This is a genomic window from Rhizobium sp. TRM95796, from assembly GCF_025779995.1.
Classification (GTDB): Bacteria; Pseudomonadota; Alphaproteobacteria; order Rhizobiales; family Rhizobiaceae; genus Rhizobium_E.
On record NZ_JAOXHE010000009.1, the window covers coordinates 234,837 to 247,519 of the forward strand.

The window sequence follows — 12,683 nt, forward strand, 5'->3', positions numbered from 1 at the left end:
CAATAAAAATATTGACCTACTTACATGAGCATAAAAGAGATACAATTCGGCGAAAAACCTGGATATGCCGCCATCGTCTCGGCGATCGTCGATGCGATTGCACGACGAAAACTCGTGGCAGGCGAGCGCTTGCCTCCGCAGAGGGAATTGTCACACCAGCTTGGTGTGGCAATCGCAACGGTGGGTCGCGCCTATACGCAGCTCGAACAGCAGGGCTTCGTCGTCAGCCATGTCGGGCGCGGCACGTTTATCGCCGGCGGGCGAATGGTTAACGCCTCGTCTGAAGCGCCGCTGGCGGAGACAATCGACCTCTCGACATACAAGGTGCCGGTGCCGGATATCGACACCACGCTCGCCGACACGCTGAAGACGATCATCGCCGAGCATCATCCGCAGCAATTGCTGGGCGCCAGCCCCACAGCCGGCACCATGCGCCACCGGGAGGTGATGGCGGATTGGCTGGCGCGCTTCGGCCTTGCCGCCACAGCCGGCCAAATCATCATCACCAATGGCGGCCAGCATGCGACCATGGCGGCGCTGTCGACGCTCACACATGCCGGCGAGACTATTGCGACGGAAGAACTTACCGATCCGCGGATGAAATCGGTGGCCAGCTATCTCGACCGCAAACTCGTGGGCGTGGCGATCGACGAGAATGGCATGATCCCGGAAAGCCTCGCGGAACTCTGCCGCGATCATCCGGTGTCGGCCATCTATGTGACGCCGCGCGCGCAGAACCCCACCAATGCGACGCTGCCGGCCGAGCGGCGGATCGCCATCGCCGAGATCGCTCGCCGCCACGATTTGCCGATCATCGAAAGCGATATCTACGGCACGCTGTTCAGCGAGGGCAACGAGCCGCCCATCGCCGCGATCGCGCCCGAACGCACCCATTTCATCACCAGTCTTGGCCGGATCTCGGGGCCGGGAATGAAGGTTGGCTGTCTCGTGTCGCCGCTCGCTGACGTCGCGCGCACGCAATCCGGCGTCGGCATGTCCACAGGCTCGGCCTCGCTGATCGCCGTCGAAATCGGCATGCGCTGGGTGGCGGACAACCGGCTTGATTCGATGATCCGCTGGCAGCAGGCCGAAAATATCCGCCGCCTGTCGCTTCTCGCAACCTTTCCGATGCTCAGCGCCGCCCGCACCCATGTCGCCAGTCCGCATGTCTGGCTGTCTCTGCCGGAGCAATGGCGGGCGGAAGATTTCGTCAACGCCGCCGCCGGCCTCGGCGTGTCGATCGCGCCGACACATAGTTTCATGGTGGGCCGGCGGACGATGCCGCATGCGGTGCGTCTGGTGATCGGCTCGCCTTCGTCGGTTGAGACCCTGCAGATGGCCTGCGAGCGCCTTGAGAGGCTTTTGAACGCCCAGCCGAAAGGCAATTTCGAAGGATAACAACGCAAAGGGAGGAAGCCATGCCGGGAATGGAAGGAGGAACCGTTCTGATCGCAGGCGCGCTTGGCGTCGTCGGCCGCGCGACGCTCGACGTCTATGCCGCAGATCCGGCATGGCGGGTGATCGGTCTATCGCGACGACGCCCCGAGACGACCGCTGCTGACGATTGGATCTCGGTGGATCTTCTCGACGGCCCGGAGACGTCGCGCGCCATTGCGGAGGCCGGGCATATCACCCATGTCGTTTTCGCGGCGCTGCAGGAAGAAGCGAGCCTCGTCTCCGGCTGGACTTCGGAAAGCCAGATCGGCCGCAACAGGCAAATGCTGGAAACCCTGCTGGACGCGCTGAGGTCGGCGCAATCCGGCGTCACGCATCTGACGCTTCTCCAGGGCACCAAGGCTTACGGCGTTCATCACGGCGCTTACCGCATGCCGGCGCGGGAGAGCGATCCGCGCTTCATCGCGTCGAACTTCTACTACGACCAGGAGGATCTGGCGCGCCAAAGGGCGGCGGAGGACGGCTTTCACATCACCGTGCTCAGGCCGCAGATCGTCTGCGGCTTTGCGCTCGGCAATCCGATGAATGCGGTCACCGCGCTCGGCGTCTATGCCTCGATCTGCCGTGAACTCGGCCAGCCGCTGCGGTTTCCGGGCGGTCCCGCCTGCCTGCAGGAGGCCGTCGACGCCGGGCTCCTGGGACGCGCCATCAAATGGGCGGGCAGCGAGCCGCGTTGCCGCGGCGAGATCTACAACATCGCCAATGGCGACTGCTTTTCCTGGCCGACCATCTGGCCCTCGATCGCCCGCCGCTTCGGCGTCGAGCCTGGCGTGGCGCATCCGTTTTCACTTGCGGAGGTGATGGCGGACAAGGGGCAGGTCTGGGATAGGATCGTGCGCAAGCATGGCCTCAGGCCCTACAGCTACGCCGAGATCGTCTCTTCCTGGCAGTTCATGGATTACCTGTTGCGTTATGGAAAGACCTATCCCCACCACTCCATCGTCTCGACGATCAAGGCGCGGCAGCACGGGTTTCACGATTGCATGGACACCGAGGCGATGTTCGATCAGATCTTCGCGCAACTGCAGCAAGAACGCATCCTGCCGCCGGCGTGAGTTTATGTGTCGAAGGGCTGCCGCCCTTCGATGATCTCCATGGCGCGCTCGGCGAAACTCTGCGCCAGCGGCGCGACATCGGCCGCATCGCTCGACGCGGCAGTGCCGGCGCGAGCGCGGTCGGCGATGCCGACGAAGATCACCGCGAAGCGGAACAAAGCGAAGGCGGCATGGAAGGGCGTCAGCGCCGGGGTCGGGATGGCGTGCCGGTAATAATGGCGGATGAATTCCCGCTCCTCCGGCAAGCCGAGCGCCTGTCGGTCGAGACCGAGAATGCCGCCATATTCGTCGGGCGCGGTGTGCCAGGGCATGACGCAGAAGCCGAGATCGGCCAGCGGATGTCCCAGCGTCGATAGTTCCCAGTCGAGGATGGCCACCACACGCGGCTCGGTCGGATGAAACAGCATATTGCCGAGTCGAAAATCGCCATGGGCGATCGATGTCGCGCCGTCGTCCTCAGGCAGATTGGCGCCGAGCCATTCGGCGAGCCTATCGAGCGCCGCGATCCGTTCGCTCGGGGATTCGCGCCATTGCCGGCCCCACCTGTTGTATTGCCGTTCAAAATAATTGCCGGGCTTGCCGTAATCGGACAATCCCACCTCGTCGGGCCTGATGGCGTGGAGCTTCGCGAGCGCCTCGGCCATGGCGAGATAAAGGGGTGCGCGCTCCTCGCGGTCCAACTCCGGCAGAGCGCAATCGGAAAAGACGCGTCCCTCCACCCGCTCCATCAGATAGAACGGCGTACCGAGAACTTCGCTGCCCTCTTCGATCAGGACTGGCCTGGGCACAGGCGCCTGCGTGCCGTGCAGCGCGGTGAGCACCCGAAACTCGCGTTCGATCGCATGAGCGCCGGGCAGGATCGGACCCGCCGGCTTCTTGCGCAGCACGAAACGCTCGCCGCCGCGATCGAGGAAATAGGTCGGATTGGATTGCCCGCCGCTGATGCGGGTCAACAATATCTCGGCCCCGCCGCCCATGCGCAGGTCGAGATAATCCGAAAGGCGCCGTGAGTCGAAATCGATGTCTGGAAAGCCATTCTGCATGCTGTCGATCCTGTCGTTCAGGGCTCTTCGCCGTCGCGGGCGATGTCGCGCAGGACGAATTTCTGGATCTTGCCGGTCGCCGTCTTGGGCAATTCGCGAAACAGGAAGCGGCGCGGCAGTTTGAATCCCGCCAGCCTCTCCCTGCAGAACGCCTTGAGATCCTCAGGCGACAGCGGCTGATCCGATCGCGGTTCGATGAAGGCGACGGGGATTTCGCCCCATTTGTCATCCGGCGCGGCGACGACCGCCGCCATCAGTACGCCCGGATGCTGGTGCAGCACGCTCTCGATCTCCAGGCTCGAGATGTTTTCGCCGCCGGAGATGATGACGTCCTTGGAGCGATCGCGGATCTCGATATCGCCATCCGGATGCCGCACGGCCAGATCGCCGGTATGAAAGCGTCCGGCGGCGAAGGCTGCGGATGTGGCGTCGGCGTCGCGATAATAGCCGGCCATCAGCGTATTGCCCGACAGCAGGATCTCGCCGACAGTCTCGCCATCCCAGGGCGTCTCATTCCCCTCGACATCGGCGATCAGCACCTGGTTGGCGGTGAGATGGCGGCTGCCCTGGCGGGCGAGAAGCGTGGCGCGTTCCGAGACGGGCCGCTCGCTTTCGGCTTCGCTCAGGCCGCGCATCGTCACAGGGCCGAAGGATTCGGTAAGTCCGTAGAGATGGATGAGGTCGAAGCCCAGCGCGTCCATTTCGAGGATCAACGCGCTGGTGGGCGAGGCGCCGCCGGTCGCCACCGTCACCCGCCGGGCGGAGTCGCGGCTCGCGCGGGCCGGGTTGTTCAGCAGCATGTAGAGAACCACCGGCGCGCAGGCCATATGGGTGATGGCGTAGCGTTCGATCGCGGCGAAGATCTCGGCCGGATCGACCCGGTCGAGGCAGACATGCAGCCCGCCCGCCGCCGTCACCGCCCAGGTGTGGCACCAACCGTTGCAGTGAAACATCGGCAGGATCCAGAGATAACGCATTCCGACCCCGAGCCCGAGCGCCAGCACATTGCCGATCGCGTTCAGATAGGCGCCGCGATGGTGATAGACGACGCCTTTCGGCGTGCCTGTGGTTCCGGAGGTATAATTGAGGCAGATCGGCTGCCATTCGTCGGTGATGGCGGCGGCGAGATCGCGGGGCAGCGCGGCGTCAGTCGAAAAGAGATCGAGATCATCCACTGCGGGCGCCATGGGATCGACAAGGCGGAAGACGGGCACGCCCGCTTCGCGCGCAGCAGCCGAAGCGAGAGCGAAGGAGGCGGGATCGGCGATGACCAGCCGGCTCTCGGAGTGATCGAGGATGTAGCGCACCGTGGCGGCGTCGAGCCTTGTGTTGATGGAGTTCAACACCGCCCCGACCATCGGCACGGCGTAATGCGCGGCCAGCATTTCCGGCCGATTGCCCGACATGACCGACACCACGTCGCCGGGACCCACGCCGTTCTGCCGGAGATGATCCGCCATGGCCGCGACGAGACTGCCGAATTCGCCATAGCTCAGCGTCCGGTCGCGCCAGGCGACGGCCTTGCGCTGCGGAAAGCCCGTGACCGCGCGGGCGAGAAAGTCGAGCGGCGTCAGCGGCCGGTGATTGGCCTCCCGCCGCGCCAGATGTGCCTCCAGTCGCATCGTTTCCTCCCATGCGCGATGTCTAGGGCATCAATTGCCCGCCATTGACGGAAATCACCTGGCCGGTGATGAAATCGGCCGCCGGCGAGGCGAGGAACACGACAGTCCCTGCGATATCCTCCGGCGTTCCCACCCGACCCGCCGGAATGCGCGCCAGCTCCGCCTCGCGAAGTTGACTTGGAATGGCCCGCGTCATCTCCGTCTCGATATAGCCCGGCGCGATGCAATTGACGGTAATGCCTTTGCCGGCATTTTCCAGCGCCATCGATTTCGTCATGCCGATCAGGCCTGCTTTGGCTGCGGCGTAATTGGCCTGTCCCGCCGCGCCGCGCAGGGCGTTCATCGACGTCAGGCTGACGATCTTGCCGGCGTTGCGGGCGCGCATGCCAGGCAGCACCGCGCGGCAGGCATTGAACGGGCCAACAAGATTGACTTCGAGCACAAGACGGAAATCAGCCGGGTCCATTTTATGGGCGATGGCGTCGCGGGTGATGCCGGCATTGTTGACCAGAAGGCCGATCTCGCCCTCCGCCTCCAGTCTGGCGACCAAATTCGCCACCGCCTCGTAGTCGGTCACATCAAGCGTCTCGCGGATCGCGCAGGCTTCATCCTCTCCGGACCAGGATCGGTCGACGCCAGCCACACGCCAGCCGACCTCCGTCAGTGCGTGCGCGATCGCAGCGCCGATGCCGCGTGCGGCGCCGGTGACGATGGCGATCCGGCCTGGCGGCGTCGGGCTCATGCGCCGATCTCCCAGCGCCAGAAGCCGCGGCCCTGGTCTTCGAGATGACGGTTCAACACCATCTTGTGAACCTCGTCGGCGCCGTCCACCAGCCGCGCCTGACGCGCATAGCGATAGATCCATTCCAGAACCGTGTCTGTCGAATAGCCGCGGGCGCCGTTGATCTGGATAGCGGTGTCCGCCGCCTTGTGCAGGAGATTGGCGACATGGATCTTAGCCATCGACACTTCCTTGCGGGCGAAGCCGCCGCGATCGAGCTCCCAGGCCGCCTTCATCACCAGCAGACGGCCGATCTCGATGCCCATGGCGAGCTCGCCGAGCATCATCTGAATGCTTTCGCGATCGGCGAGACGAACGCCGAAGCCGTGGCGCTCGGCGGCATAGGCGGTGGCGATCTCCACGCAGCGCTTCGAGAGACCCAACCAGCGCATGCAATGGGTGAGCCGCGCCGGACCGAGGCGGATCTGGGTGACCTTCAAGCCTTTGCCTTCGCCGAGCAGCACATTCTCGACAGGAATTTCCAGGCCATCGAATTCGAGCTCGCAATGGCCGCCATGTTCTTCCGGCCCCATGATGCCGATGCGGCGGACAATGCGCCAGCCCGGCTGGTCCTTGTGAAACAGGAAGGCGGTCAATCCATGCCGCGGATCATCCGAGGTGCGGGCGACGAGGATGAAATGGCTCGCCTCCTCGGCCCCGGTAATGAACCATTTCCGGCCCCGCACGATATAGCGGTCACCCTGCTTTTCGGCGAAAGTCTGGATCATCGACGGATCGGAGCCGCCGCCGGGATGCGGCTCGGTCATGGCGAAGGCGGATTTGACCGCGCCTGTTTCAATCGGCGTCAGCCATGTCGACTTCTGCTCCGGCGTAGCCGTCGCGTCGAGAACCATCATATTGCCGTCGTCGGGTGCGGCGGAGTTGAAGCAGGCCGGGCCAAAGATCGACCGGTTCATCTCCTCATAGCACACGGCCATGCCCATCCGACCGATCGCCGGACGGCCCGGCCGGTCGAGCTGCAACGTCCATAATCCGGCAGACTTGGCTTTGGCCCTGACGCCGTCGAGAAGATCCATTCGGATGTTGCCATGCTCGTCATAGGTTGAGCGATCGGCTTCGAGCGGCAGGATCTCCGTCTCGACGAAGGCGGCGATGCGGATCCTGAGGTCCTCGACGACGGGGGAGATTGAAAAGTCCATGGCGTCCTCAAAGCGACGAGACGAGATGACCGCCATCGGCGGCGATGATGGAGCCGGTCATATAGCTTCCGGCGTCGGAGGCGAGCAGCAGCAACGGCCCGTCGAGTTCCTCCATGCGGCCCAGCCGGCGCTGGGGAATGCGCTTGATCAACGCCTTGCCTGCGTCGCTCGCGAAGAAATCGGCGTTGAGCGGCGTTTCGATATAGCCGGGGCACAGCGCGTTGACGCGAATGCCGTAGCGCGCCCATTCGAGCGCCAGCGATTTCGTGAGCTGCACCACAGCCGCCTTGGAGGCGGCATAGGCGGAGAGGTGGCTCGCGACGCGTAGCCCGAGAATGGAGGCGACGTTGACGATCACGCCCCCGCGCCCCGCCGCCTTCATGGCGCCGCCTGCGGCTTTGGCGACGTTGAACACGCCGGTGAGATTGGTGGCGATGATCCGCTCGAACTCGCCGTCGGCCATATCGAGCGCGGCCTCGCTGACGGTGATCCCGGCATTGTTGACGACGATGTCGAAGGGCGCGCTGACGGCGCCGAACGCCGCCTCGATCGATGCGGCTGAAGCGACATCGAGTGCGATCGCATCCGCGCTGTTTCCAGCTTCCTTCAGCGCCTCGGCTTCTTGAGAGACGATGTCGAGACGGCGAGCCGCCAGCGTGACATGGCAGCCGTGCTCGGCCAGCAGCCGGGCGAAGTGGAGGCCCAGGCCGCTTGACGCGCCTGTAACCAGTGCGGATTTACCCGAAAGACCCCCGAACATACCGATCTTCCTCCGAAATCGAGCGAGCGCTCGTTTTATATATCGGCGGTTCCGGTTGATTGCAATGGATTTTCGTATAAGCAGGAAAAATCAGCTCATGGAACGCGCCATGCCCGACGACACTCCCACACTCCAGGAACATTCGCCCGAGAGCTATACGACGGAGCGCCTGTGCCAGCGGATGCTGGAGCGCCACCGGGACATCATACGGGTCCAGAAAGATCATCTGGCGGTGAAGAAGCTGGTCAAGATCGTGGCGGCCGCGCTGGAGCTTTCCAACCGGCTCGGCTTTCACGCCATGAGCCTGCGCGATCTGTCGCGGGAAAGCGGCGTGTCGATGGGCGGGCTCTATTCCTATTTCGACAGCAAGACGACCCTGTTGTCGATGATCCTGACGGAGGTGGCCAGCACCGCCTCGGAGGCGCTCGGACAGGCACCGGCGGAGATAGCGGGCGATCCCGCCCTGCATCTGGAATGGCTGATCTCGACCCATATCCGCCTGACCGAGGCGATGCAGCCCTGGTTCGTCTTCGCTTTCATGGAGGCCAAGACATTTCCGCAACCGGCGCGCCGGCTGGCGACGGAGAGCGAAGAAACGACCGAGAAGATCTTCGCCGACGTGATCGCTCGCGGCGTGGAGCTAACGGTTTTCGCCACCCCTCACCCCGACCTGACGGCGTCGCTCGTCAAGCCGCTGTTGCAGGACTGGTATGTCAAGCGCTCCAAATACCGTCGCCGCGGCGTCTCCGTGGACGATTATACCGCCGCGGTGTCGTCTTTCGTCAAGGCGGCGGTGGGCGTTTGTCCCGGCGAAGCTCGATTTGTGGCGCCGTAACAGGGCCGGCGAAACGGTCCTCGAAGACTGAGCGTGAATTGCATATCCAGCAAGCAGGAGCTCAACTCATGACGGTTTGTCGGGGCCGCTTTGAAACGAATTGGACGCCATCAGCCCGGAGCGTTTCATTGAGATGAAGTTCGTCTCTGCCGGACGGGATTCCGAATCGGCCTCTACGGCGGAGCCGTGGCGGTCCGGGCAGCGTCCGCACTCTACTGCGCCGGCGCCAAGACGAAATCGTGCTTCACCTCCCAGAATTCCGCGGCGAAACCGTATTCGGCGGCGCGTTGCGGATCCATGCGAAGGACGAACTCCGCGAGCAGGCTCTCCTTGACGCCGAACACCGCATCCGAATGGATGTAGGGATCGTCCGGATCGAAGATATGGGTGACGAGGGTTTCAAATCCGTCGGCCTTGATGATGTAGTGCAGATGCGCCGGCCGATAGGGATGGCGGCCGAGCTTGCCGAGCAACTGGCCGACCGGGCCATCGTCGGGGATCGGATAGTATTTCGGCTTCACCGCCCTGAACCAATAGGTCCCGTCGGCGCCAGTGCGAAAGACGCCGCGCAGGTTGAAATCGGGCTGCACACCCTTTTGCTGAACATCGTAGAAGCCCTCGTCATTGGCCTGCCAGACATCGATGACCGCATTGGCGATCGGCCGGCCCTCGGTGTCGAGAATGCGGCCCGAGATCACCATGTCTTCGCCCTTGGCGTCGAGGCAGATATTGGCGCCCATCGGCAGTTCGGGCGCGTCGGCGACATGGAAGGGGCCGAGCACCGTGCTTTCGGAGGCGCCCGACGGCTTGCGATTGTTGATGGCGTCGACGAGCATGGAAACGCCGAGCACGTCGGACAGCAGGATGAATTCCTGCCGCCATTCGTTGCAGGTCTGGCCAGTGCGGGTGAGGAAGAAGATGGCTTCCATCCATTCGTCCTGCGTCGGCTCCAGCTCCTTCACCGCCTCGTGCAGCTTGCGGGTGACGACCTCCAGCACCTGCTTCAGCCGCTCGTTTTGTGCGTTGGCGTTGCGGCCGGTGACCACTTCGACGGAGTTTTCCTCGGTGAAATAGCCTTTTTCATGCATATCCATGGCGCGCCCTCACCTGTCCAGGATGGTGTTGAGAACACGACGCAATTCGCCTTCGGGATCGGCAACCGCCGCATCCGCCCGCCATGCGACATGGTGGTCGGGACGAACCAAGAGCGCGCCGGAATCGCGGATTTCGCGAGCGCGCGCCCAATCGCCGGAAAAATCCTGCCAGGTCTGGCGCGGGCCGATCTTGTGCACCGTAATCGGCAGACCGAACTCCTTCGACAGCGCCTTGGCTGCCGCGACCCAGCCGTCGCCGCCGATGCCGGTCAGCAGCGTGAAGACGCCATGGCCGGTGAGGTCCAGGCTCGAGACCTTCTCGCCCTCAGGTCCATAGAGCCAGACATGCGGCAGGCGCGCGCCCGGCCAAGTGGTGGGCTGATAATGCAGCTCCGCGTCCTTCTCGAAGGCGGGTTCCGGCTGGCCGTCGGTCACGACGGCGGCAGATGTGTAACGCTGGTTCATCTCGACGCCATGGGCGTCGAACTCATAGACCTTGGCGGCGATCGCCTGGCGGATCGCCTCGCGTTGCCGTTCGGCGTCGGCGGTGTCGTCGCAGCGGGCGTCCATATTCTCCTGCATCTTCACCGGATCGACGGAATCGAGCAGGCCGAGCGCCTTGAAGATCGGGCCGAATTCCTCGATCGACTTGTTGGCGCGGGTGACGATCTGCTTGGCGACCGGGGCGCGCTCCGCTTGGTAGCTGTCCAGCAGCCCCTCCCCGGCTTGGCCGCGAATGACCATCGCGAGCTTCCAGGCGAGATTGAAGGCGTCCTGGATCGAGGTGTTGGAGCCGAGACCGTTGGACGGCGGATGGCGATGCGTGGCGTCGCCCATGCAGAAGACGCGGCCCTTCGACATGGTCGTCGCATACATATTGTTGACGGTCCAGGTGGAGACAGACTTGATCTTCGGCTGCAGGTCCTGCACGCCGACGAGATCGCGAACCACCTTGGTGGCGAAAGCGTCGTCGACCGCCGGCGCCGGCTGGTTGATGTCATAGCCCCAGACGATCAGCCATTCGTTCCACGGGCGCACCATGCGCACCAGACCCATGCCGATGCCGCCGACATCCGCGCCGGGCTGCAGCACCCAATAGAGCACCGACGGCCGGTGAGCGACATAGCGTGACAGATCGCATTCGAACAGAATGTTCATCGAGCCGGCCACGCCCATCTTGCCCTCGAAAGTGAGACCGGCATGCTCGGCGACCTTGGAATTGCCGCCATCGGCGCCGACGAGGAATTTCGAACGGACGGTGAATTCCTTGCCCGTGAGACGGTCGAGGCAGGTGGTCGTCACGCCTTCGGCGTCCTGCACATGGCTCACATATTCCGTCGACATCCGCGCCTGCGCGCCGCGCGAGCAGGCGGTCTTGAAGAGCAGCGGCTCCATATAAGTCTGCGGCAGGTCGTTCATCCGGCCGGGTGATGAGAGCAGATGTTCGGCGCGCGACAGCGGATGGTTGCCCCAGCTCTGCATGCGGCCGATTTCCTCGCCGGCGACCGCCGTGCAGAACACGTTCTGGCCCATCAGGTCCTGTTCGGTCGCATACATATAGGCCTCGTCCTCCACGTCACGGCCGAGATCGCGCAGCACTTCCATCGTGCGCTGATTGGTGATGTGGGCGCGCGGCGTCGTGGCGAGCCAGCGGTAGCGGTTGATCACCATCGGCTCCAGGCCGTAGCTCGCGAGCAGCGCGGCGGTGGCCGAGCCGGCCGGCCCGGTGCCGATGATCAGGACGTCGGTTGTGATGTCAGCCATGAGGCCCTCCCTTTTCTGTGTGTTCGAGCGGCCCGCCCCGCAAGGTGCGGCGGACCGGAAAGAGTTCGATGCCGGTGCGGTCGGTGATCAGACCCCAGATGCCCCTGGGCGCAAACAGCATGGTGATGATGGCGATGGCGCCGAGCAGCAGCAGATACCAGGAGCCATAGCTCGACAAAGCATTCTGCAGCAGGAAGAACAGGATGACCCCGAGGATCGGCCCTTCGATGGCGCCAATGCCGCCGATCACCACGATGAACACGACATAGGCCGTCCAATCGGTGAGCGAAAAGGCGGCGTCCGGCGAAATCCGCGCCTTCTGCAGATAGATGAGCGCGCCGACGAGACCCGTGATGAAAGCGGTCGACAGGTAGATCGCGAGTTTGAGCCGGCGGGCGTCGACGCCGAGCGCGCGGGCCGCCGTCTCGTTGTCGCGCACGGCGGCCAGCCCCAGGCCCTGCTTGGAGCGCAGTAGCCGATAGACGAAGCCGATCGTCAGCACGAGCACAAGAAGCGCGAGCCAGAAGGTGATGGCGTCAGAAGCGGCAGCAGGCCGCATGCCGAACCAATCCTTGAGCAGCGACACACCAAACATGTCTCGCGTCGCCTCGCGCGGCAGCGACGTGCCGGTGCCGCCGCCAAGCGTCTTCCATTGCGCGAAGAGCAGCCGGCCGACCTCGGCGATCACCCACGTGCCGATGGCGAAATAGGGGCCGTAGAGCCGGAAGGCGAAGAAGGCGGTTGGCAGAGCGATCAGCATCGCGAACAGGCCGGCGAGTGGGATCGCCAGGATGGGATCAACGCCCAGCAGGATCACCAAGCCGAACAAGGCATAGGCGCCGCAGCCGACGAAGAGCTGTTGTCCCACCGAGATCAGCCCGGCATAGCCGGCCAGCAGGTTCCAGCTCTGGGCGAGCGCCAGCATGGTGAAAATGAAGAAGAGATCCTGCACGACACCGCGCGACACGAGGAAAGGGGCAAGGGCGAGCAACAGCACGAAAAGGATCGCCGCGATCGAAAACAGCAGGGAGACGCGGGTGCGGGTCTCGACCCGCCAGGCCTGCGGTCGGCTCGTCATCTTCGGGAGGGTTTGGGTCTGGACAGTCATCTCAGC

At 64.0% G+C, this 12,683-nt stretch carries 11 protein-coding genes; 3 read left to right on the top strand and 8 right to left on the bottom strand.

Annotated features, from left to right (window positions below):
- Positions 1-24: 24 nt before the first annotated feature.
- Both OCK01_RS19465 and OCK01_RS19470 read left to right on the top strand, forming a co-directional pair.
- Positions 25-1,398, top strand: a complete 1,374-nt coding sequence (locus OCK01_RS19465; protein WP_263825365.1) for a PLP-dependent aminotransferase family protein — start codon at positions 25-27, stop codon at positions 1,396-1,398.
- Between the two features lie 20 nt (positions 1,399-1,418).
- Complete coding sequence (locus OCK01_RS19470; protein ID WP_263825366.1) at positions 1,419-2,510, top strand: SDR family oxidoreductase; 1,092 nt, start codon at positions 1,419-1,421, stop codon at positions 2,508-2,510.
- A gap of 2 nt (positions 2,511-2,512) precedes the next feature.
- On the opposite strand, the gene OCK01_RS19475 is transcribed toward OCK01_RS19470, so the two are convergent.
- From OCK01_RS19475 to OCK01_RS19495, 5 genes are read right to left on the bottom strand one after another with little or no spacing between them, the layout of a single operon-like run.
- Positions 2,513-3,553 carry a phosphotransferase family protein gene (locus OCK01_RS19475; RefSeq protein ID WP_263825367.1) on the bottom strand — a complete coding sequence of 347 codons (1,041 nt, stop codon included), beginning with the start codon at positions 3,551-3,553 and terminating at the stop codon, positions 2,513-2,515.
- A gap of 17 nt (positions 3,554-3,570) precedes the next feature.
- Positions 3,571-5,175, bottom strand: coding sequence for an AMP-binding protein (locus OCK01_RS19480; RefSeq protein ID WP_263825368.1), 1,605 nt, complete (start codon positions 5,173-5,175; stop codon positions 3,571-3,573).
- Positions 5,176-5,197: 22 nt separating this feature from the next.
- Positions 5,198-5,917, bottom strand: a complete 720-nt coding sequence (fabG, locus tag OCK01_RS19485) for a 3-oxoacyl-ACP reductase FabG (protein ID WP_263825369.1) — start codon at positions 5,915-5,917, stop codon at positions 5,198-5,200.
- Entirely contained in the window at positions 5,914-7,116 is a 1,203-nt protein-coding gene (locus OCK01_RS19490; RefSeq protein ID WP_263825370.1) for an acyl-CoA dehydrogenase family protein, read from the bottom strand. The genes fabG and OCK01_RS19490 overlap by 4 nt, the downstream gene beginning before the upstream one ends.
- 7 nt (positions 7,117-7,123) lie before the next feature.
- Complete coding sequence (locus tag OCK01_RS19495; protein ID WP_263825371.1) at positions 7,124-7,876, bottom strand: SDR family NAD(P)-dependent oxidoreductase; 753 nt, start codon at positions 7,874-7,876, stop codon at positions 7,124-7,126.
- Positions 7,877-7,985: 109 nt separating this feature from the next.
- Between OCK01_RS19495 and OCK01_RS19500 the strand changes: the two genes are divergently transcribed.
- Complete coding sequence (locus tag OCK01_RS19500; RefSeq protein WP_263825372.1) at positions 7,986-8,711, top strand: TetR/AcrR family transcriptional regulator; 726 nt, start codon at positions 7,986-7,988, stop codon at positions 8,709-8,711.
- Between the two features lie 212 nt (positions 8,712-8,923).
- On the opposite strand, the gene OCK01_RS19505 is transcribed toward OCK01_RS19500, so the two are convergent.
- From OCK01_RS19505 to OCK01_RS19515, 3 genes are read right to left on the bottom strand one after another with little or no spacing between them, the layout of a single operon-like run.
- The gene (locus OCK01_RS19505) at positions 8,924-9,805 is read right to left on the bottom strand and encodes an intradiol ring-cleavage dioxygenase (RefSeq protein ID WP_263825373.1); all 882 of its coding nucleotides are present in this window, start codon (positions 9,803-9,805) and stop codon (positions 8,924-8,926) included.
- Between the two features lie 9 nt (positions 9,806-9,814).
- Positions 9,815-11,569 (bottom strand): FAD-dependent oxidoreductase, encoded by a 1,755-nt coding sequence (locus tag OCK01_RS19510; protein ID WP_263825374.1) that lies wholly within the window; start codon positions 11,567-11,569, stop codon positions 9,815-9,817.
- Positions 11,562-12,677 (bottom strand): branched-chain amino acid ABC transporter permease, encoded by a 1,116-nt coding sequence (locus OCK01_RS19515; RefSeq protein ID WP_263825375.1) that lies wholly within the window; start codon positions 12,675-12,677, stop codon positions 11,562-11,564. The genes OCK01_RS19510 and OCK01_RS19515 overlap by 8 nt, the downstream gene beginning before the upstream one ends.
- Between the last annotated feature and the right edge of the window lie 6 nt (positions 12,678-12,683).